At 74.2% G+C, this 20,081-nt stretch carries 19 protein-coding genes; 8 read left to right on the plus strand and 11 right to left on the minus strand.

The genetic code is table 11. The features are described 5' to 3' along the window. Positions 1-39 precede the first annotated feature (39 nt). On the plus strand, positions 40-1,005 hold the full coding sequence (locus ACLQ2X_RS21060; RefSeq protein ID WP_425682784.1) for a TIGR03885 family FMN-dependent LLM class oxidoreductase: 966 nt from the start codon (positions 40-42) through the stop codon (positions 1,003-1,005). 28 nt (positions 1,006-1,033) lie between these two features. Here ACLQ2X_RS21060 and ACLQ2X_RS21065 read toward each other — a convergent pair whose 3' ends face one another. Further along, positions 1,034-1,567, minus strand: coding sequence for a GNAT family N-acetyltransferase (locus tag ACLQ2X_RS21065; protein WP_425682785.1), 534 nt, complete (start codon positions 1,565-1,567; stop codon positions 1,034-1,036). A 22-nt stretch (positions 1,568-1,589) separates the two neighbouring features. Next, complete coding sequence (locus ACLQ2X_RS21070; protein WP_425682786.1) at positions 1,590-2,858, minus strand: MFS transporter; 1,269 nt, start codon at positions 2,856-2,858, stop codon at positions 1,590-1,592. 152 nt (positions 2,859-3,010) lie between these two features. Here ACLQ2X_RS21070 and ACLQ2X_RS21075 point away from each other — a divergent pair, with 152 nt between their 5' ends. Then, complete coding sequence (locus ACLQ2X_RS21075; protein WP_425682787.1) at positions 3,011-3,574, plus strand: GNAT family N-acetyltransferase; 564 nt, start codon at positions 3,011-3,013, stop codon at positions 3,572-3,574. A gap of 83 nt (positions 3,575-3,657) precedes the next feature. Beyond that, complete coding sequence (locus ACLQ2X_RS21080; protein WP_425682788.1) at positions 3,658-4,188, plus strand: DinB family protein; 531 nt, start codon at positions 3,658-3,660, stop codon at positions 4,186-4,188. A 12-nt stretch (positions 4,189-4,200) separates the two neighbouring features. Here the strand turns inward: ACLQ2X_RS21080 and ACLQ2X_RS21085 are convergent, their stop codons facing one another. Beyond that, the gene (locus ACLQ2X_RS21085; protein ID WP_425682789.1) at positions 4,201-4,521 is read right to left on the minus strand and encodes a DMT family transporter; all 321 of its coding nucleotides are present in this window, start codon (positions 4,519-4,521) and stop codon (positions 4,201-4,203) included. 53 nt (positions 4,522-4,574) lie between these two features. Continuing rightward, positions 4,575-7,184 (minus strand): glycoside hydrolase family 9 protein, encoded by a 2,610-nt coding sequence (locus ACLQ2X_RS21090; RefSeq protein ID WP_425682790.1) that lies wholly within the window; start codon positions 7,182-7,184, stop codon positions 4,575-4,577. 216 nt (positions 7,185-7,400) lie between these two features. Here ACLQ2X_RS21090 and ACLQ2X_RS21095 point away from each other — a divergent pair, with 216 nt between their 5' ends. Then, the gene (locus ACLQ2X_RS21095; RefSeq protein ID WP_425682791.1) at positions 7,401-8,126 is read left to right on the plus strand and encodes a PP2C family protein-serine/threonine phosphatase; all 726 of its coding nucleotides are present in this window, start codon (positions 7,401-7,403) and stop codon (positions 8,124-8,126) included. A gap of 3 nt (positions 8,127-8,129) precedes the next feature. Here ACLQ2X_RS21095 and hrpB read toward each other — a convergent pair whose 3' ends face one another. From hrpB to ACLQ2X_RS21110, 3 genes are all read right to left on the minus strand, one after another. After that, positions 8,130-10,727 (minus strand): ATP-dependent helicase HrpB, encoded by a 2,598-nt coding sequence (hrpB, locus tag ACLQ2X_RS21100; protein ID WP_425682792.1) that lies wholly within the window; start codon positions 10,725-10,727, stop codon positions 8,130-8,132. A 328-nt stretch (positions 10,728-11,055) separates the two neighbouring features. Further along, positions 11,056-11,880, minus strand: coding sequence for a SigB/SigF/SigG family RNA polymerase sigma factor (locus tag ACLQ2X_RS21105; RefSeq protein ID WP_425682793.1), 825 nt, complete (start codon positions 11,878-11,880; stop codon positions 11,056-11,058). A 200-nt stretch (positions 11,881-12,080) separates the two neighbouring features. Beyond that, a complete protein-coding gene (locus ACLQ2X_RS21110; protein ID WP_425682794.1) occupies positions 12,081-13,670 on the minus strand; it encodes a phospholipase D-like domain-containing protein in 1,590 nt (529 codons plus the stop codon). Positions 13,671-13,806: 136 nt separating this feature from the next. On the opposite strand from ACLQ2X_RS21110, the gene ACLQ2X_RS21115 reads away from it, so the two are divergent. Beyond that, a complete protein-coding gene (locus ACLQ2X_RS21115; RefSeq protein WP_425682795.1) occupies positions 13,807-13,935 on the plus strand; it encodes a hypothetical protein in 129 nt (42 codons plus the stop codon). A 38-nt stretch (positions 13,936-13,973) separates the two neighbouring features. Here the strand turns inward: ACLQ2X_RS21115 and ACLQ2X_RS21120 are convergent, their stop codons facing one another. The 3 genes from ACLQ2X_RS21120 to ACLQ2X_RS21130 all read right to left on the minus strand — a co-directional run bounded on the left by ACLQ2X_RS21120 (position 13,974) and on the right by ACLQ2X_RS21130 (position 16,365). Then, complete coding sequence (locus ACLQ2X_RS21120) at positions 13,974-14,960, minus strand: pirin family protein (RefSeq protein ID WP_425682796.1); 987 nt, start codon at positions 14,958-14,960, stop codon at positions 13,974-13,976. Between the two features lie 35 nt (positions 14,961-14,995). Next, on the minus strand, positions 14,996-15,478 hold the full coding sequence (locus ACLQ2X_RS21125; protein ID WP_425682797.1) for a MarR family winged helix-turn-helix transcriptional regulator: 483 nt from the start codon (positions 15,476-15,478) through the stop codon (positions 14,996-14,998). 299 nt (positions 15,479-15,777) lie between these two features. Continuing rightward, positions 15,778-16,365: a general stress protein gene (locus ACLQ2X_RS21130; RefSeq protein WP_425682798.1), complete on the minus strand. Its 588-nt coding sequence runs from the start codon at positions 16,363-16,365 to the stop codon at positions 15,778-15,780. Between the two features lie 107 nt (positions 16,366-16,472). On the opposite strand from ACLQ2X_RS21130, the gene ACLQ2X_RS21135 reads away from it, so the two are divergent. Then, positions 16,473-18,263: a glycoside hydrolase family 15 protein gene (locus ACLQ2X_RS21135; RefSeq protein WP_425682799.1), complete on the plus strand. Its 1,791-nt coding sequence runs from the start codon at positions 16,473-16,475 to the stop codon at positions 18,261-18,263. A 40-nt stretch (positions 18,264-18,303) separates the two neighbouring features. Next, complete coding sequence (locus ACLQ2X_RS21140) at positions 18,304-18,804, plus strand: metallophosphoesterase family protein (RefSeq protein WP_425682800.1); 501 nt, start codon at positions 18,304-18,306, stop codon at positions 18,802-18,804. Between the two features lie 4 nt (positions 18,805-18,808). Here ACLQ2X_RS21140 and ACLQ2X_RS21145 read toward each other — a convergent pair whose 3' ends face one another. Further along, on the minus strand, positions 18,809-19,033 hold the full coding sequence (locus tag ACLQ2X_RS21145) for a DUF3072 domain-containing protein (protein ID WP_425682801.1): 225 nt from the start codon (positions 19,031-19,033) through the stop codon (positions 18,809-18,811). A 100-nt stretch (positions 19,034-19,133) separates the two neighbouring features. On the opposite strand from ACLQ2X_RS21145, the gene ACLQ2X_RS21150 reads away from it, so the two are divergent. After that, positions 19,134-20,072, plus strand: a complete 939-nt coding sequence (locus ACLQ2X_RS21150) for an NAD(P)/FAD-dependent oxidoreductase (RefSeq protein ID WP_425682825.1) — start codon at positions 19,134-19,136, stop codon at positions 20,070-20,072. The last annotated feature ends 9 nt before the right edge of the window (positions 20,073-20,081 follow it).

The following is a 20,081-nucleotide window of genomic DNA, read 5'->3' on the forward strand; positions in this document are numbered from 1 at the left end:
GCGATTGGCCGGACGCCGTCAGGGGTAGGAGTGGCGGGCATGACGGCGTTCGGCTTCCACGCATCCCACGAGCAGATCCACCCGGCCCGGCTGCTGGAGGCGGTGATCCACGCCGAGCGCGCCGGCTTCGACGCGGCCATGTGCTCCGACCACTTCGCCCCGTGGAGCGAGCGGCAGGGCCACTCCGGGTTCGCCTGGTCCTGGCTGGGTTCGGCGTTGCAGGCCACGAACCTGTCCTTCGGCGTGGTCAACGCGCCCGGCCAGCGCTACCACCCGGCGATCATCGCGCAGGCCGTCGGCACGCTCGCCGCCATGTACCCGGGCCGGTTCTGGGCCGCCCTGGGCACCGGCGAGGCGGCCAACGAGCACATCACAGGTGAGCGGTGGCCGCGCAAGGACATCCGCACCGCGCGGCTGCGCGAGTGCGTGGACGTGATCCGGGCGCTGCTGGCCGGCGAGGAGGTCAGCCACGACGGGCTGGTCACCGTGGACCGGGCGAAGCTGTGGACCCGGCCGGAGGAGCCGCCCGCGCTGGTCGGGGCGGCCGTCAGCGTCGCCACCGCACGCTGGTGCGCCGAGTGGGCCGACGGGCTGATCACCGTCAACGCGCCTGTCGAGCACCTTCGCCAGATGATCGACGCCTACCGGGACGCCGGTGGAGGCGGCCCGCTGCACCTTCAGGTGCACGTGAGCTGGGCGCCCGAGCAGGAGCAGGCCGAGGCGATCGCGTACGACCAGTGGCGCAGCAACGTCTTCGCCCCGCCGGTCTGCTGGGACCTGGAGACCCCCGAGCACTTCGACGTGGCCAGCGTCGACGTGCCGATGGCGAAGGTCGCCGAAACCGTCAACGTCTCCGCCGACCTGGGCCGGCACATCGGCTGGCTGGAGGAGTACGTGGCGTTGGGGTTCGACCAGATCGCGTTGCACCACGTCGGCCAGGAGCAGCGCGCGTTCATCGACACGTTCGGCGCGGAGGTGCTGCCGAAGCTGCGTTCCGGCGCGTGACCCGCACCGGTGCGGGCGGCCGGTTGCCTCAACCGAGCCGGCGCTCCAGCACCTGCCCGGGCCACGGCTCCCGCCCCGGCCGCTCGACCGTGAACGGGTCGGTGGCGGTGAAACCGCAGCTCTCGTAGAACCGCACGAGCGCCCGGTCGGGGCTGCGGAAGCAGTCCACCCGCAGCAGGCCGAGCCCGCGGGCGCGGGCCAGCTCCGCCGCGTACGCCAGCAGGGCCGTGCCGATCCCGCGCCCCGCATGCGACCGGTCGGTGATCAGCAGGTTCACGTACAGCTCCGGTTCGGTGGCCGGTGGCACGTATTCCGTGGCCGCGCCCACCACGAGCGCGCCCACCACCGTCGTGTCGACCTCGGCGAGGTGTAGGCCGTCACCTGCGGCCCACGCCTCGGCCTGGGCGATGCGACGTGAGTCGATCGAGGCCGGCTCGGCACCCCACTGGTCGGTGCGCCCGCGTTCGGCAAGCCAGGCGATGGCGCTGTCGAACAGCCGGATCAGGGTGGGTGCGTCGCCGGGTCCACCCGGCCGGATGGTGAGGGGGGACTGTTCGGTCATCCCGCCATGCTGCTACACCGGTTCACCCGTGCACCCCGGCGGGGCGTACCTCCGGCGCGGGCCGGTCCGCGACCGCCCGGCGGGTCAGCGCCGGGGCGGCCAGTCCGGCGGCGGCGAAGAGACCACCGAGCACCAGCCAGCCGACCGGCCCTGCACCGAGGACCAGCAGGGTCAGCAGACCCCGGCCGAGTGCCTGAGTCAGCCCGGCGAGCAGGCCGTCGGCCCCCTGGTACGCCCCGATCGCCCCCGGCGGGGCCAGGCCGTAGGCGAGGCCCGCGCCCGCCGCGCCGTGCCACAAGTCGCCCACCGTCCACGCCGCCGTGGCGACCAGCAGCAACGCGACCGCCGCAGGCACCGGCAGGGCAGCGGTCGCCGCGTACAACGGGGTCGCCGCCGCCAGCACCAGTCCCGCCCGGCGCAGTTTCCGGGCCGCCGGGGCGGCGCGTTCGGCACCCCGGCTCAGCCGCACCGCGAGCGCCACGGTGAGCACCGTGTTGGTGAGCAGCACCGCCGACACCACCGGGGGCGGCGCACCCGCCCGCTGCACCGTCCACAGCGGCAGGACGAGCGCCAGCACGGTCAGGTGCGTGCCGAGCACCGCCGAGACGCCGCTCACCGCGAGGAACCGTCCGTCGCGCAGCGGCCCGCCGCGCCGTCGCGCACCCGGTGCCGTGGTCGGGCCGGACGTCTGAGGCGCGCCGCTGCCGGCGGCCGACTGCGGCGGCAGGCGCAGCAGCAGCGCCCCCGAGAGCAGGTAGGTGGCCGCGTTGCCGACCACCAGCACCTGGTACGCCCGGTGGGTGTCCACGGCCAGCGCGATCCCGGCCAGCGCGGTGCCGGCGGTGATGCCGATGTTCGCCACCGCGCGCAGCGTGGCGAAGGCGTGCACCCGGCCGTCCGGGCCGCCCACCGCGGCGACGAGCGCCGCCCGCACCGCCAGGTTGCCGGCGGCGAGCAGCGCCTCCGGCACCGCCACCGCCAGGAACACCGGGAACGATCCGACAAGCAGGTACGCCAACGCGGCGAACGCCTGCCCCACCTGGAGAACGACGCGCAGGGTACGGGGATCCCACCGGTCGGCCAGTGCGCCCAGCGGCACGCTCGCGGTCAGCCCGACCAAACCGGCGACGGTCAGCCCCGCCCCCACCGATGTGGCGGACAGTCCGACGTCCCGGGTCAGGTAGAGCGCCCCACCGGCCAGCCACAGCCCGGATCCGACCGTGTTCGCCAGCGTGGCGTAGGCCAGGGTGCGCAGCGGGCCGGGCGGCGGGAGCGGCGAGAGGCGTCCCATCAGCGACTGTCGGCCAGGCCCATGGAATCGACGGTAGGCGCGGGCCGACCGCTGCGACGCCCCGCATCAGGCGACCCCTGTCACACCGGCGGCGTCCCTCCCGGGCCGGAAACCGTTGGCGCGGGCCGGTCCCGCTCTGCCAGGGTCGGGCCGTGGAACGCAGCAGGATCGCCCGGCCCGACGAACTGGCCGACGTGCAGCGGATCGAGGTGGCCTCCGGTGCCCCGTTCCGTGAGATCGGCATGTCCCTGGTGGCCGACATGCCGCCGCTGCCGCTGGACGTGCTGACCGCCGGGCGGCGAGCCGGCCGCCTGTGGGTGACGACCGACCCGGCCGACCGCCCGATCGCGTTCGTGCTCGTGGACGTGGTCGACCACGCCGCGCACGTACATCAGATCAGCGTCGACCCGGCACATGCCCGGCGCGGGATCGGTCGGCGCCTGCTCGACGACGTGGCCGGCTGGGCGGCCGCCCAGCGTCTGCCGGCGCTGACGCTGACCACGTTCCGGTCGGTACCGTGGAACGGGCCGTACTACGCTCGCTGTGGATTCCGGGAACTCACCGTGGCGGAGCTGACGCCGGGGCTTGTCGGCCTGCTGGCCGCCGAGGCGGCGGCCGGCCTCGATCCGGCGGAGCGGATCGCGATGCGCCGCCCGGTTCCGGGCGGCGTCTCGGGCGGGGAAGGCATCTCTTCTCAGCATGTCGTTCGCGGGTGAGGCCCGGTTGGTGCGTCGTCCGTGGTGGAGTGGTCGACGCTTAACCGTTAGCCCCGGCACGCCGGCCGTGCCACGATCGCCGGGTGTCCGCCTCCCCGCACGCGCTGCTGCGCTGGCAGTTCGACCTGACCTGGGCGCTCGTCGACTATCACCTCGAACGGCTAAAGGCCGCGGACTTCCTCTGGGAGCCGGCGCCGCTCTGCTGGACGATGCGCCTCGACCCGGCCGGAGGATGGCGTGCGGACTGGGCGGACACCGAGCCTGACCCGGTGCCGGTGCCCACGGTGGCTTGGCTGACCTGGCACATCGGCTGGTGGTGGTCGGTCGCCACCGACCACCTGCGACAGCGCCCGGTGCGGGAGCGGGCGGACGTCGGGTGGCCGGGACCGGGACAGGAGACGATCACCTGGCTGCGGGAACTGCGGTCGGAGTGGACGGACGGGCTCGACCACCTGACCCCGGCCGACCTGGACCGGCCCGCCGCGTACCCCTGGGCGGCCGACACCGGGCTGGCTGTCGCGCACCTGGCCGGCTGGGTCAACGCCGAGTTGATGAAGAACGCGGCCGAGATCGGTCAGCTCCGGTTGCTGCGGGCGGCGCGGCAGCCGACGTGAGCATGGGCGGGCTCAGTGCGCGCCGCCGAGGTTGAGCACCACCACCCCGACGATCACCAGGCCCGCCCCGACCACCTTTGTCACACTCAACGGCTCACCCAGGAACGCCGCGCCGATCGCGACGATGGCGGCGGTGCCGAGACCGGACCAGATCGCGTACGCGACGCCGACCGGGATGTCCTTCACGGCCAGGGAGAGCAGCCCGAACGCGGACAGGTACGCCACGGCGAGACCGAGCGTCGGCCAGAGCCGGGTGAAGCCGTCGGTGGCCTTGAGCAGGCTGGTGCCGATCACCTCGGCGGTGATCGCGCCGAGCAGGAAAAGGTACGCCATCGCAGGACCGTATCCGGTCCTGCGATGGCGTACCTGTGGAGCGGGAGAGCCGGTCAGGAGACCGTGCAGGCCTTACCGTTCAGGGTGACCAGGCCAGGGTCGGGGTTGGGGCCGGGGGAGGAGGCGCCGTTGAAGCCGAACGTGGTGCTGGCACCCGGCGCCAGCTTCGCGTTCCAGGACAGGTTCTTCGCGGTGACCGTGGCCCCGGTCTGGTCGACCTGCGCCGACCACGCCTGGCTCACCTTCTGGCCGCTCAGGAAGGCCCACCGCAGGCTCCACCCGTTCACCGCCGACGTGCCGGTGTTGCGCACCGTCACCTGGGTGGTGAAGCCGGACGGCCAGCTCCCGTGGGTGGTGTAGGTGACCGTGCAGGCCGGGGCCGGCACCGCACCGGAGTCACCCTGGTCGGCCAGGAACGAGGCGAGCCACGCCAACGCCGAGTTCCAGTTGATCGCCACCTCGTTCGTCGCGTACGAGTTGATGTCGTCGACGTAGCAGAACATCGGTGCGCAGCCGGCCAGCAGGTTCGCCGCGAACGGGTCCTGGAGGGCGGCGTTCGGGCCACCGGCGAGCGAGCCGGCCGGCGGGTTCGGCATGTCCGGGTTCAACTGGTGACCGAAGATCCGGCTGTGCTGGTTGCGGGCGTGCTGCTCACCCCACCCGGTCACGTACGACATGTTCAGCGCGTTGCGGCCGAACAGGTAGTCGGCGGCCTGCACCGCGCCGTCGCGGTACTTCGCGTCCCGACTCACGTCGAACGCGGTGGCCAGCACGATCGCGTTGTTCACCATGTTGCTGTTGCTGCCCCAGACGTACGCGTCGGCGGTGCCGGGGAACGGCAGCCCGTACGCCTGGGCGGCCAGTGCGGCCAGGTAGCGGTCGGCGGCGGCGGTGACCGACTCGCGGATGCGGGTCTTCTCGGCGGCGGGCAGCGTGTTCGGCACGGTGGCCAGGTCGAGCCGGCCCAGCGCGGCGACGCTCTGCCAGCCGAACGCGCCGCCGGCGGCGAACACGTCGGCGGTGTGCAGCGGCGAGCCGGTGACGTCGGCCAGGTAGGCCTTGTCGCCGGTGGTCAGCCACAGCTCGACCGCGGCCCAGTAGAACTCGTCGCTGACGTTCGTGTCGTCGTACGCGCCGCCGCCGGTGCTGTCGCTGGCCGGCGCGTAGGTCGCCGGGTTCGTCTTGGCCGCCGCGTACGCGGTCTTCGCGGCGGTGCCGCAGCGCGCGGCGAAGGCGGCGTCGTACGGGGCGTACAGCCGCTGGCACTGCGCGGCGACGGCGGCCAGGTTCAGCGTGGCGGCGGTGGACGGCGCGTGCAGCTCACGCGGCTGCGGGTCGTCCTGCGGGGCGAGCGGCAGGCCGGTCCAGTTCCGGTCGTGGATCTTGTGGTGGACCATCCCGGCCAGGGGCTTGCCGGCCGGCACCTGCATGCGCAGCAGGAACTCCAGCTCCCAGCGGGCCTCGTCGAGCACGTCCGGCACGGTGTTGCCGCGCTCGGGCACCCGCAGCGTGGCGTCGCCGAGGGCGGTGCCACCGTCGGCGGTCTCCGCGGTCTTGGTCCGCTCGAACGTGTTCAGCAGTTGGTAGGTGGCGATGCCCCCGTTGACCACGTACTTGCCGTGGTCGCCGGCGTCGTACCAGCCGCCGCGCACGTCAAGGGAGTAGTCGCAGACCCCGGCCTGGCACGGCACGTCGGTGTCGCCCTGGTTCGGGGCGACGCCGAGGTGACCGGCGGGCCGCGCGTACTCCTCGCCGATCAGGTCGGCGTCGATCGCGATGCCGCTGCGCTGGGCGTAGAAGAACTGGAGCGAGTCGGCGCGCAGCCGGTCGTAGAGCGCACCGGAGATGTCGAACGGGTGGCTGGTCTCGCCGTCCACGGTCAACGTGTAGCCGGTGCCGGGCGTGCGGTACGCGGAGAAGTCGACGGTCTGCACGTTCTGCGCCGAGGCGGTGTCGGTGCCGCGCGGGGTGCTCTCGCCGCTGGCGACCACGGTGCCGCCGGACGACTTCAGCTGCCAGGGCAGCGCCTCGGTGACCTCGGTGACCACGGTGGCGTGCTTCGGCCCGCCGGGCAGGTAGCCGACCTGGTTGACCCGGACCCGGGGACCGGTGTCCGGCTCGTACGGCGGTGCCGGCTCGCCGCCGCGCAGCGACACGTTGTCCAGGCAGAACGTCTGCGCCTGCGCGCTGCCGCCGACCTGGAAGATCAGTTGCGCGGTGGGGTTGTCGGCCGGAGAGGTGAACGTGGTGGTGACGTGTCGGGCGGTGCCGGTGGCGGTGGCGTCGACACTCGCGTACGTCGTGTAGGGGGCGCTGCCGAGTTGCAGGACCGCCTTGACGGCCGCGCCGGGGGTTGCGGAGACGTCGAAGGACAGTTCGTACTCGGCGCCCTGGGTCAGCGGCACCGCGTCCTGCCCGATGCCGGCGTCCCACGGGTTGGCGGTGCCCGCCGCGACGTTTGTGCAGAGTCGGCCGTCGGTGACCGTCAGGTCGCCGGTGCCGTAGGAGAACCAGGGGGAGACGCCGGCGCTGAAGTCGCCGTTGCGGAGTTGTTCGGGGGCGTCCGGCGGCACCTCGGCGCGGGCCGGTCCGGCGGTGAGGCCGGTGAGCGCCAGTGCGGTGGCCGCGGTGACCGCGGCGAGCCGACGACGGGATCGGGTCACGGATGGTCCTTCCGTGCTCAGGGGGTGGTGGGGGAGGGCACGGGAGCTGGGAGCGCTCCCAATATCAGCTCGATGTTTCCACCGCGTTCCGCCGCTGTCAATCGATCCGTCCCGATGAGGCCCCGCGCGCCCGCGCGTCGGGCATTCGCGGCGCCACGTACGATGTCGGTGATCTCCTAGAGACAACCGAGCCCTCGACCTGGCAGGCTGCGACCCATGACCCTGAAGCTTCGTTCCGTGGGAGCGAGCGACCGTGGGCTGATCCGCAGCGGCAACCAGGACGCCCAGCACGCGGGCGCCTGGCTGGTGGCGGTCGCCGACGGCATGGGCGGCATGGCGGCCGGCGACCTGGCCAGCCGCATCGCCATCGACGCGGTCACCCCGCTGGACACCGAAACGCCGGAGGACGCGCTGGTCGCCGCGCTCCAGGGCGCCATCGAGCTGGCCACCGCGGGGATCCGCCAGGCCGTCGAGGAGGACCCGGAGCGCCAGGGCATGGGCACCACGCTCACCGCGCTGCTGTTCGCCCGCACCGGAAGTTGCCTGGCGCTGGCGCACATCGGCGACTCCCGGGCCTACCTGTTCCGCGAGGGCGTGCTGAAACAGGTCACCCGCGACGACACGTTCGTGCAGATGCTCGTCGACCAGGGCGTCATCACCGCCGACCAGGCCAGCAGCCACCCCCGGCGCGCGGTGGTGACCCAGGCGCTGCAGGGCGGCGACGTCTCCCCGGCGTACGCGACGATGGTCCCCCGGGCCGGCGACCGCTGGCTGCTGTGCAGCGACGGCCTCTCCAACGTGGTCCGGGCGGACACGCTCACCGAGGTGCTCAACGAGCAGCCGGAGCGCGACGCCTGCGCGGCCCGGCTCATCGACCTGGCGCTGCGGGCCGGTGGCCCGGACAACATCACGGTCGTGATCGCGGACGTGGTGGAGGAATAAACCTCACCGCCGTCGCGGGCTGGCCCGGCGGGTCGGCTCGGCCACGGTCGGGTCCTCCGGCCACGGGTGCCGGGGATAGCGTCCGCGCAACTCCGCGCGCACCTGCGGATATCCGGTGCGCCAGAACGAGGCCAGGTCGGCGGTGACCGCCACCGGCCGCCCGGCGGGGGAGAGCAGGTGCAGCAGCACCGGCACCCGCCCGTCGGCGATGCGCGGCACGTCCCGCCAGCCGAACGTCTCCTGGAGCTTCACCGCCAGCACCGGCGCGGCCGGGTCGGCGTAGTCGACCCGCACCCGTGACCCGCTCGGCACCGCGAGCCGTTCCGGGGCCAGCTCGTCCAGCCGGGCGGCCTGCCGCCAGTCCAGCAGCCGGCGCAGCGCTCCGACCACGTCCGCGCGAACCAGGTCGCCGCGGCGGCGGGCGCGGGCCAGTTCCGGGCCCAGCCACCGGGGGGCGGTCGCCAGCAGTGCGGCGTCGGAGACGTCCGGCCAGTCCACGCCGAGGGCCTGCCGGCAGAAGGCCAACCGCTGGCGCAGCCCGGTCGCCTCCGGCGTCCACCGCAACAGCCCCGTCCCTTCCTGCCGCAGCCCGTCCAGCAGCGCCGCCGCGACCAGTTCCCGGTCCGGCGCGGCCAACGGCCGGTCGAGAAGTTCGACCGCGCCCAGCCGCACCACCTCCCGGGCCACCACGTCCCCGCCGGACCAGACGACCTCCCGGCCGGCGCGCACCAGAGCCGCCCCGGCCTCCCGCGCGGTCGCCTCGTCGATCGGCGCGGCCAGCCGTACCCGCGCCGCCGCCGCGCCGGGGGAGCGGTCGGCCACCGCGACCGCCAGCCACGGCGACCCGGCCAGCCCCGACCCGGGCGCCAGCTCCGCGGCGGTGCCGCCGGCCATCAGGTACGCCGATCCGCCGGCTTGCCGCGCCCGGGCCAGCCGTTCCGGATACGCGAGCCCGGCGAGCAGCCCCGCGGCCAGGTCGTCGGGCAGGTGCTCCCGCCGGTCCGCTGCCTGTCGGTCCGCTGTGCGCTGATTCCCTGTCCGTCGGTCCGCTGTTCGTCGGTCGCCGTCGCGTCGACGCGGTGCCGGTTCGGCGGCCGTGCCGGCGGGCAACGCGGCGCGCAGGCGACGTACCTCGGTGCGCCAGCGGGCGGTGGCGGCCGGGTCGACGGCCGTGCGCAGCCGGCGCCAGCGGGCCGGCAGGTCGTCCCCCGCCCCGCCGAGCGTGTCCTCGGCGAGCACCGCCACCACCTCGGCGGCGCGGTCGACACCGACGCGGGGCGCCCCGTCCAGCAGCGCCCGGGCCAGCCGCGGGTGGGTGCCGACCGCGGCGACCGCCCGCCCCCGGGCGGTGATCCGGCCGTCGGCGTCCACCGCGCCGAGCGTGGTCAGGGTTTCCCGGGCCACCGTCAACGCGGCCGGGGGCGGCGGGTCGGGCAGCGCCAGGCCGGTGCCGTCCGGTGTGCCCCATGCGGCCAGCTCCAACGCGAACCCGGTCAGGTCGGCGGTGGCGATCTCCGGTTCGGGTTGCGGCGCGAGTCGGGCGTGGGTGGCCTCGGACCAGCAGCGGTAGACCGCGCCGGGCGCCTCCCGGCCGGCACGTCCGGCCCGCTGGGTGGCCGCCGCTCGGGACACCGGCACGGTGACCAGCGCGCCCAACCCCCGGGCCAGGTCGGTACGGGGCACCCGGCTCAGCCCGGCGTCGACCACCGTCCGCACGCCCGGCACCGTGAGGCTGCTCTCCGCAACCGCGGTGGCCAGCACCACCCGCCGGCCGGCGGCCGGGGTCAGCGCGGCGTCCTGCGCGGCGCCGGACAGCCGCCCGTGCAACGGCAGCACGGCGATGTCGGCCAGGCCGGCCAGCCGGCCCGCGACCGCGGCGATCTCACCCGCCCCGGGCAGGAAGACCAGCACGTCGCCGTCGCGTTCGCGCAACGCCCGGCGGACGGTGGCGGCCACGTGGTCCAGCAGCGCCGGATCGACCCGCCCGGCGCCGGGCGGCGTCACCGGACGAGGCGGCGGGGCCCAGACTCGCTCGACCGGGTGCAGCGCGGCCTCGGCCCGCACCACGGGGGCGGGTTCGTCGGCGCCGAGCAGGGCGGCGAACCGGTCGGTCTGCGGGGTGGCCGACATCGCCAGCAGCCAGAGGTCGGGGCGCAGGGTGCCGCGGGCCTCGACGCTGAAGGCCAGCGCCAGGTCGGCGTCGAGGTGCCGCTCGTGGCACTCGTCGAGCAGCACCGCCGCCACGCCGGGCAGCTCCGGGTCGTGGTGCAACCGGCGCACCAGCAGACCGGTGGTGACCACCTCGACGCGGGTACGGGGCCCGACCCGTCGCTCTCCCCGCACCGCGTAACCGATCCGGTCGCCGACGCGCTCACCGAGCAGGGCGGCCATCCGGTGGGCGGCGGCGCGGGCGGCCACCCGGCGGGGCTGGGCGATCACCACCCGGCCGGTGACCGCGTCGGCGACCGCGAGCGGCGCGGTGGTCGTCTTGCCGGTGCCCGGCGGCGCCACCAGGACGCCGGCGCCCCGCTCACGCAGGGCCTCGACCAGCGCCGGCAGGACGGCGCGGACCGGCAGGTCGAGTGGGGCGTCGGCGAGCACGGACCCACTCTCGCACCCCACCGCCGGACGGCAGGCGGTGCCCCGCCACGCGCGGAACAAGCGCCTGCCGCCCGCCGCCTGCCGCCGCCCGCCCGCCTGCCTGCCGCCTCGCGATATCACGAACGACTCAGCTCGAAAGGCAGTCCGGAGCGGTGCCCGTCGCCCGCGCATGAGACGGCCGGGTGGGTGCCGAGCACGGAACGGCCGAAGGTGACACCCGGGGAACGGAACGGCCGGGGCGGCACCGGACACGGAACGGCCCGGCCGGCGCACCGCCGACCGGGCCCGGTGGACCGTGGCGACCGGGTGATCCGGCCGCCGCCACCCCCTAGTTGTACGTTCCGTCGAGCTGCCCGCGCAGCTTGGTGAGCGCCCGGGCCAGCAGCCGGGACACGTGCATCTGCGAGACGCCGATCTGCTCGGCGATCTGCGACTGGGTCAGGTTGCCGTAGAAGCGGAGCGTGAGGATCTTCTGCTCGCGCTGGTCGAGCGTGGCAAGCGCCGGGCCGAGGGCCACCCGCATCTCGGCCAGCTCGAACTCGCCGTCCTCGCCGCCGAGCAGATCGCCCAGCTCAGTGGCCCGGTCACCGTCGCCGGTCGGGGTGGACAGCGACACCGCGTTGTAGGCGCGGGCACCCTCCAGGCCCTCCAGGACCTCTTCCTCGGTGACCTTGAGGTGCGCGGCGATGTCGGCGACCGTCGGCGAACGCCCCAACGTCTGGAGCAGGGTGCTGTTGGCGTCCGAGATCGCCAGGCGCAGCTCCTGCAACCGGCGCGGCACCCGGATGTCCCAGGTGCGGTCGCGGAAGTGGCGCTTGAGCTCGCCGATGATGGTGGGAATGGCGTAGCCGGCGAAGTCGACGCCGCGCGACGGGTCGAACTTGTCGATCGCCTTGATCAGACCGATCGCGGCGGTCTGCGCCAGGTCGTCGTTCGGCTCGCCCCGCCCGCTGTAGCGGTGGGCGAGGTGGTTGGCCAGCGGCAGCCAGGCCTCGATGGCCCGGTCCCGCAACACGGGACGTGAGGGGTGACCGGCGGGCAGCGCGGCCATCGCGTTGAGCAGATTGGCGGCGCTGTCGGTGAGTGAACGGGGGTCGAGCTTCGCGGAGCCGGCCGGCTTGCTCGCCGGGGCACTGATCGTGGGGGCGGTCATGGTGGTCCTCCCTGCACCTCGTCCGCGGAGAAAAAGATGCGACGCTTAGGTTTAGCTTCAGTTAATACGTTCGGAAGCCACCCTAGCCCGATCGTGCTGCGGAAATCTAGCCGAAAGGCTGATGGATTTAAGGTGTAGCTAGGAATAAAAGGTACGCCAGGTGCGATACACCGGCCGGGTGTGTGACCAGGGGCGCGCTGTCACCAGGTCCCGGCGAGTCGGGCGCGCAGCGGTCGGCCGTCCGGGTCGTAGAGCAGCCGGTACGCCGGCAGCGCCCACAGCCGCGTACGCCAGGGCAGCCGTTCCGGGCGGTGCGGCCGCAACCGGCCCGGCGGGCGCGGCCCGACCCGGCCCGCGGCGTGCCAGCGGTCCAACGCGTCGGCGGTCGCGGTGATCGTCGCCACCGCGTCCACCGGGTCCAGCAGGTCGTCGTCCTGTCCACCGGCGGGATCGCGGTCCAGGTGCTCACGCCACAGCCGCAGTCGCAGGTCCCGTGCGAAGACCCGGGCGCCGTCGCCCAGGCCGGCCGGGTCCTCCGGGGCCCGCTCGTCGTGGGTGTCGTCGAGCACCGCGCAGGACAGCTCACTGTCGTGGGTCCAGGAGCGGCGGTTGAAGTTGTCGCTGCCCACGCTCGCCCACACGTCGTCGACGACGCAGATCTTCGCGTGCACGTAGACCGGGGTGCCCTCGTGGTTCTCCACGTCGAAGACGTGCACCCGCTCCGGGGCGGCCCGGTGGCACAGCGACAACGCCTGCTCCCGGCCCACCATGTTCGGCGGCAGCGCGAGCCGGCCGTCCACGTCCGGGTGCCGGGGCACGACCGCCACCAGGTGCAGGTCCGGATGCTCCCGTAACGCCTGCGCGAACAGTTCCGCCACCTCGGTCGACCAGAGATACTGGTCCTCCAGGTAGATCAGGCGGCGCGCCCGGCGTACCGCCTTGGTGTAACCGCGGGCCACGGTGCGCTCGCCGTCCGGGGCGAACGAGTAGCGTGGCCGCACCGCCGGGTAGGTGCGCAGCACCTGCACGTGGTGCGGGCCGCGGGCCGGCGGGTCGGGCGGCTGCGCGGGCAGCGGGTCCGGGCGCAGGTCCGAGCCGCGCAGCCGGTCCCGCAGGTAGGCCACCGGATTCTCCGAATCCAACGGCATCGGGTCGGTCCACCGCTCGCGGAACGTCGTGTCCAGGGCACCGACCACCGGCCCGCGCACCGCGAGCTGGACGTCGTGCCAGGGCGGTGTGGGGCCGTACCGGGGGGACATGCCCACCGCCTGGGGATCACCGGCGTGGCTGGCGTCGTCGCGGCGGCTGTGGCACAGGTCGATGCCGCCGGCGAACGCGACGTCCCGCCCCGGGTCGGCGGGGTGGCGCAGCACCACGAGTTTCTGGTGGTGCGATCCGCCCCGGCGGACCCGCTGGTCCAGCAGCACCTCGCCGCCGGCCGCGCGGACCGTCTCGCTGAGGTCGCGGTTCTCCCCCTCGCTGTAGGAGAGCGCGTCGACGTGGGACCGCCAGATCAGCCCTTTCACGATCACCCCGCGCTGGGCGGCCTGGGCGAACAGCTGCGCCACGGTCGGGCCGTCGGGTCGCATCCGCTCGTCCGGGTCGCCCCGCCAGTCGGTGAAGAACAGGTGGTCGCCCTCCGCCAGTTCCTCCACCTCACGAACCAGCCGGTCGAAGTACGCGGCACCGTGAATCAACGGCTCGGCGAGGTTTCCATCGGTCCAGACGGGTAAGTCAGAGCCCGGGTTGGCGCGTTCCGGTGCGGTGAGGAACCAGTCCCGCAGGGCCACGCTCCAGCCTCCCGAGGTCGACGACGTCCTCACACGGTAGGACCCCCGGCAGGGCCGCGCACGCCGAGCACAGTCGGCGCGGGCACGCGCCAGGGGTGCGCCGGACCCCTGAACGCGAAGCCGAGGAGGCACCGACATGCCCGCCGAGACGACGAACGCCGTGACCGACGACCGTGACCGGACGGTGGAGGGGGAGCGGGGTGCGCTGGTGGCGGTCCTGTTGATGGTGATCCTCGGGGTGGCCGGGATCTTCGCCGTCTCCTGAACCGTCCCCATGACGCGCCCCGCGCCCCGCCCTGCCGGTCAGGGCCGGTCGCCCTGGCCGGCGCTGTGCGGCACCCGCCCGGTCGGGACCACCCCGAGCCGGCCGGCCTGGAAGTCCTCGACCGCCTGGATCAGCTCGGCCCGGGTGTTCATCACGAACGGGCCGTAGTGTGCCACCGGCTCCCGGATCGGTCGGCCGCCCATCAGGTACAGCTCCAACGCCGGGGCGTTGCCGTCCTGCGTCCGGTCGGCGGTGATCCGCAGCGCCTCACCCGGCCCGTGCACCGCCAGCTGGCCGAGGTGGATCGGCCGGCGGTCGGTGCCGACCGTGCCCCGACCCGCCAACACGTACACCAGGGCGTTGAAGTCCGAGCGCCAGGGCAGGCTCAGCTCGGCCCCCGGCTGCAACGTCACGTGCGCGATCGTGATCGGCGTGTGCGTCGAGCCCGGACCCCGGTGCCCGGCGACCTCACCGGCGATCACCCGGATCAGCCCGCCACCGTCGGGCGTGGCCAGCAGCGCCGACTCCCGGCCGCGGATGTCCTGGTAGCGCGGCGCGCTCATCTTGGCCACCCGGGGCAGGTTGACCCAGAGCTGTAGACCGTGGAACAGCCCACCGCTCATCACCAGGTGCTCCGGCGGCGCCTCGATGTGCAGCAGCCCACTGCCGGCCGTCATCCACTGGGTGTCGCCGTCGGTGATCGTGCCGCCGCCCCCGGTCGAGTCCTGGTGGTCCATGATCCCGTCGATCATGTAGGTCACCGTCTCGAAACCGCGGTGCGGGTGCCAGGAGGTGCCCCTCGGCTCGCCCGGGGCGTAGTCCACCTCGCCCATCTGGTCGAGGTGGATGAACGGGTCCAGCTCGGTCATCGGCACCCCGGCGAAGGCCCGGCGGACCGGGAAGCCCTCGCCCTCGTAACCGCCGGGGGCGGTGGTGACCCGGCGGACCTGGCGGTATTCGGTCGTCTCGCCGAGCTGGGGCAGGCGGGGCAGGACGAGGACGTCGTCGACGGTGATCGCGGGCATCGCAGGGCTCCTTACGTGTCGGTCGGGGCGGACGATTACTCGTCGGTCGGGGCGGACGACGCGGTGCGGTCGGCGCGCAGGCGTCGGTCGAGCCGCTCGAAGACCCGGGTGAGGCAGGCGACCTCGGCGTCGTCGAGGTCGTCGATCAGGTGGGCGCGCACGGAGCGCAGATGGTGCGGCGCGGCTTCGCGCAGCGCCAGCAGGCCGGCCGCGGTGAGCACGGCCTCGCTGCCGCGCCGGTCCGCCGGGCAGGACTCCTTGGACACCAGGCCGCGCTTGCGCATCGAGGCGATCTGGTAGGTCAGCCGGCTCGGCGAGAAGACCAGCCGGTCGGCCAGCTCACCCATGCGCAGTCGCTGGCCGGGCGCCTCGGAGAGCAGCACCAGCACGTGGTAGTCGGCGAAGCTCAGGTCGCTGTCCGCGCGCAGGTCGTCCTCGAGCCGGGTGAACAGCCGCTGGCTCGACTCGATGTAGGCCCGCCAGCAGGCCGTCCGCTCCGCGTCCAGGCTCTCCGTCATGCCCCGACAGTAGCACTAATTAAAATTTAAACAATAGTGCCGTTCGCCGCCTTGTGCGCGCACCCCGGGCGACCCGTGGCGGTTACTTGAAATCTGAAGCGACGACCCCCCCGGGGGGAGGGAGCGGTTAGGGTCGGGGGATGAACGACCTCGACGTGACGCGACCTGCGGGCACGGGTCGTACGGCGGCGGGCGCTACCTCACCGACACGGTGAAGGGCACGTTCGAGCGGGCACACCACGACTGGCAGGCGGGAGGGAGGGCTCCACGCGGGGCCCTCCCTCCTGGGGTACCGCCGGTCAGCGGGCGGTGGCGCCGGTCGGTGTCAGGTGCATCCGGGCCAGCAACTGCCGGGCCTGCTCCGCCCGGTCCGCGTCCACGGTCACCGCGTAACGAGCGGCCCGCAGCGAGCTGGCCGAGGTGAAGTCGCGCTGCCCGCCGGTCATGGCGTGCGCGACCGCGCCGAACACGGCACCCCAGATCGCACCGATCACCAGGCCGACCAGGATCACCGCCAACCAGTTGCCGGCGGTGAAGATGCCGAAGAGCAACCCGATGAACAGGCCGAACCAGGCGCCGGTGCCGGCGCCCACCAGGGCCGCCCGGCCCGTCGTCAGCCGCCCCATCACCGTCTCCACCAGGGTGAGGTCCGTGCCGACGATCGAGGTCCGTTCCACCGGGAACCGGTTGTCGGCCAGATAGTCCACCACGCGCTGGGCGGACGGATAGTCCGGGTACGAGCCGATCGTGACGCTCGCCGTGTCACCCGGCGGGCCGTGCCCGTCCCCGCTCGGCGCCGCTGGGTGACCGCCCGGACCGTACGGGAGGTTGTTCCCGCTCGGCATCCCGGGATGCCAGGCCGTGCTCGCGGTCGAGGGTCTGGTCATGAGCATCCTCCTTCGTCAACCCGCCGCGTTCCCGTCCGCGGCCGTGGGTAACGCGGCGACCGCCGCCGATGCAGGCATGCCGGCGGCCCGGCCGGGTAGCCACCGGTGTGCGGACCGGACGGATCAGCGAGCACGGCTTCCTCGCCGACGGGCGCAGCGCGGCCCTGGTCGATCGGGACGCCACGGTGACCTGGTGGTGTCCGCCCCGCTTCGACGCGCCGTCGGTGTTCGGGCGCCTGCTCGACGACGACGCCGGGCACTGGAGCATCCGGCCCGAGGGCGAGGCCACCAGCACGCGCTCCTATCTGGACGACACGCTCGTGCTGCGTACCGTCTTCCGCACCGCGACCGGGACGGCGGCCGTCACCGACGCCCTGGCGCTGGAGCCCGGCGCGCGCGGCCACGAGATCGGGTTGCGGTCGCCCCGGGTGCTGGTCCGGATGGTGGAGGGACTCACCGGCGAGGTGCCGATGCGGGTGGAGTACGCGCCGCGCTTCGAGTACGGCCGGGTCGGCGCCTACCTCACCGAACGGGACGGGGTGCTGGGCGCCACCGCCGGCTCGTGCCGGCTGGACCTGCGCACCGACGTGCCGCTGACCGTCGCCGACGGCGCCGCCGTCGGACGGTTCACCGCCCGCGCCGGCACCGCCCACCACTTCACCCTCGGGTACGCCCCGGCCTTCGCCGGGGGCGGGCCGGAGCTGCCCGACGCCGCCGGGGCGGTGGCCGAGGCGACCGCCGGGTGGCGGTCCTGGGCGGGGCTGCACGACTACCGGGGCGAGTTCCGGGACCTGGTGCGGCGCAGCGCGCTCGTGGTGCAGGGCATGACCTACGGACCGAGCGGCGCGGTCGTCGCGGCGGCCACCACGGGGCTGCCGGAGAGATCCGGCGGGGACCGCAACTACGACTACCGCTTCGTCTGGGTCCGCGACTTCAGCTTCACCCTGCAGGCGCTCTGGCGTGCCGCCTGCCCCGACGAGGCCGACCGGCAGTTCACCTGGGTGGCCCGGGCGATGGGGCGGATCGGCGACGACCCGGTGCCGATCATGTACGGGGTCGAGGGGGAGCGGGACCTGACCGAGCACGACCTGGACCACCTCGCCGGGTACGACGGCAGTCGGCCGGTGCCGGTCGGCAACGACGCCTGGCGGCAGCGGCAGAACGACGTGCTGGGCGAGGTGCTCGACGCGGCGTGGCTGCTGCGGTACTACCTCGACCCGATGTCACCCGAGGTGCGTGACCTGCTGCGTACGCTGGCCGACCAGGCGGTGCGGGCCTGGCGTCGGCCGGACGCCGGGATGTGGGAGGCGCGCGACGCCGAGCGGCACTATGTGTCCTCGAAGGTGGAGTGCTGGACCGCGCTGGACCGGGCGGTCCGGTTCGGGTCGCGCATCGGCGGGCCGGCCGACGTGGCCCGCTGGGCGGCGGCCCGCGACGAGGTCCGCGCGACGGTGCTGCGCCAAGGCTGGAACGACCGGGTCGGCGCGTACACCGGTGCGTTCGACTCCGACCACCTGGACGCCTCGGTGCTGATCATGCCGTTGGTCGGTTTCCTGCCGGCGGACGACCCGCGGATGCGCGCCACCATGGACGCGCTGGAGCGTCGGCTGTCCCGGGACGGGTTGCTGCGCCGTTGGGACGGGGACCCGGCCGGTTTCGTGATCTGCTCGTTCTGGCTGGCCGGGTGCCTCGCCGAGGCGGGCGAGGTGGACCGGGCCCGCCGGCTGTTCGAACGGATCGCCGCCCGCGCCAACGACCTCGGTCTCTACGCCGAACAGATCGACCAGCTCACCGGCGAGCAGATGGGCAACTTCCCGCAGGCGTTCTCGCACATCGGCCTGATCAACGCCGCGGGCCGGATCACCGACGCCGCCGCGCACCGTCGTCCGCGGGAGTGACCGGCGGCGATCATGGGGCCCGGGGGTGGAGGATCGGGGCGTGGAACTGGTTGTCATGGCGGACACGCATGTGCCCAGGCGGGCGCGGGATCTTCCGGGGCCGCTGTGGGCGGCGGTGGAGGCCGCGGACGTGGTGGTGCACGCCGGGGACTGGGTCGACGTGGCGCTGCTGGACGCGCTGGAGACGCGGTCGCGCCGGCTGGTCGGGGTGTACGGCAACAACGACGGTCCCGAGCTGCGTGCCCGGCTGCCCGAGGTGGCCCGGGTCGAACTGGACGGCCTGCGGGTCGCCGTGGTGCACGAGACCGGCCCGAAGACCCGCCGCGAACAGCGGTGCGCCGCCGCGTACGGCGACTGTGACCTGCTCGTCTTCGGGCACTCGCACATCCCGTGGGACAGCGTGGCGCCGGGGGGCCTCCGCCTGCTCAACCCCGGTTCGCCCACCGACAGGCGGGCGCAGCCGTACGCCACCTACCTGACCGCGCGGGTGGCGGCGGGGCGGCTCGACCGGGTCGAGCTGCACCGCCTGCCCCCGCGCTGACCGTTCAGCGGCCCCGACCGGTCTGCGCCTGGAGTTCGTCGATCCGCCGGGACGCCTCGGCCTTGGTCAGCCCTTCCGGCACCGACTCGCCCGCCTCCTGGGCCAGGGTGTGCAGATAGGACTCCTGGGCCGCGGTGGGCGGCTCGTCGCCGGTGACCCAGTCGTCCGGGTCCTTCACGGCGGCGTCCGGATTCACGTTCCCGCTGCCTGCGTCGTTGCGATCGGTCATGGCGATCCCCTCTCTTCGAACAGGTGTACCCCTACCCCGGTGCGGCGGGTTCATGCCGGCCGCCGCCTACGATCACCTGATGGCGGCGGACCGGACGGGTGTGGTGGTGGTCGGCGCGGGCATCGCCGGCGTGGCGTGCGCGACCGAGCTGGCACGCTCCGGCATCCCGGTGCGGGTGCGTGAGCGCGCCCGGGTCACCGGCGGGCGGCTGGCCAGCAGGCGTTTCGAGGGCCGCCCGGTCGACCTGGGCGCCGCCTACTTCACCGTCGACGACCCGGACTTCGCCGCCGTGGTGCAGCGGTGGCGGGCCGCCGGGTTGGCGGGGGAGTGGACCGACACGCTCGTCGCGTACGGTCCAGGCGGGCGCGCGGAGGCCACCGGGCCGATGCGCTGGGCCGCCCCGCGTGGGTTGCGCTCGCTCGTCGAGCACCTGGCCGAGGGCCTGCCGGTGACGCACGACCGGCCGGTGACGACAGTCGAGCCCGGTCCCCGGGTGGACGGCGGCGAGGCCAAGGCGGTCGTGCTCGCCATGCCGGGCCCGCAGGCCGCCCGGCTGCTGGACCCGGCGCTGGCCGGGGCCACCCGGGCGGTGGCCACGCAGAGCTGGTCGCCGGCGCTGACCGTGGTGCTGCACTTCCCGGTCCGCTGCTGGCCGGACTTCCGTGGCGCGTTCGTCAACGACCACCCCGTACTCGGCCTGGTCTGCGACGACGGCGACCGGCGCGGCGACCGCGCGCCGGTGCTTGTCGCACACACCACCGCCGGGTTCGCCGCCAGGCACCTCAACCAGCCCGCCGCCGCCCACCCGGCGGTCGAGCAGGCGGTCCGGGACCTGCTCGGACTGCCCGAGCCGGCCGTGTCGGCCCACGTGCACCGCTGGACGTGCGCGACCCCGGCGGCGCACACCGGGAGCGCCACGTACCACTTGGACGACGACGGGATCGGTCTGGCCGGTGACGCGTTCGGCCGCCCGCGCGTGCAGACCGCCTGGCGCTCCGGCCGGGACCTGGGCCGCGCGCTCGCCGCCCGGCTGGGCTGACCCGGTGCG

The sequence above is a fragment of the Micromonospora sp. DT31 genome, from assembly GCF_049841795.1.
Lineage (GTDB): Bacteria > Actinomycetota > Actinomycetes > Mycobacteriales > Micromonosporaceae > Micromonospora.

Coding starts and splice junctions, on each gene's coding strand:
- ACLQ2X_RS21060 (WP_425682784.1), top strand. CDS start 40: ATGACGGCGTTCGGCTTCCACGCATCCCACGAGCAGATCCACCCGGCC.
- ACLQ2X_RS21065 (WP_425682785.1), bottom strand. CDS start 1,567: ATGACCGAACAGTCCCCCCTCACCATCCGGCCGGGTGGACCCGGCGAC.
- ACLQ2X_RS21070 (WP_425682786.1), bottom strand. CDS start 2,858: ATGGGACGCCTCTCGCCGCTCCCGCCGCCCGGCCCGCTGCGCACCCTG.
- ACLQ2X_RS21085 (WP_425682789.1), bottom strand. CDS start 4,521: ATGGCGTACCTTTTCCTGCTCGGCGCGATCACCGCCGAGGTGATCGGC.
- ACLQ2X_RS21095 (WP_425682791.1), top strand. CDS start 7,401: ATGACCCTGAAGCTTCGTTCCGTGGGAGCGAGCGACCGTGGGCTGATC.
- ACLQ2X_RS21105 (WP_425682793.1), bottom strand. CDS start 11,880: ATGACCGCCCCCACGATCAGTGCCCCGGCGAGCAAGCCGGCCGGCTCC.
- ACLQ2X_RS21115 (WP_425682795.1), top strand. CDS start 13,807: ATGCCCGCCGAGACGACGAACGCCGTGACCGACGACCGTGACCGGACG.
- ACLQ2X_RS21120 (WP_425682796.1), bottom strand. CDS start 14,960: ATGCCCGCGATCACCGTCGACGACGTCCTCGTCCTGCCCCGCCTGCCC.
- ACLQ2X_RS21125 (WP_425682797.1), bottom strand. CDS start 15,478: ATGACGGAGAGCCTGGACGCGGAGCGGACGGCCTGCTGGCGGGCCTAC.
- ACLQ2X_RS21130 (WP_425682798.1), bottom strand. CDS start 16,365: ATGACCAGACCCTCGACCGCGAGCACGGCCTGGCATCCCGGGATGCCG.
- ACLQ2X_RS21145 (WP_425682801.1), bottom strand. CDS start 19,033: ATGACCGATCGCAACGACGCAGGCAGCGGGAACGTGAATCCGGACGCC.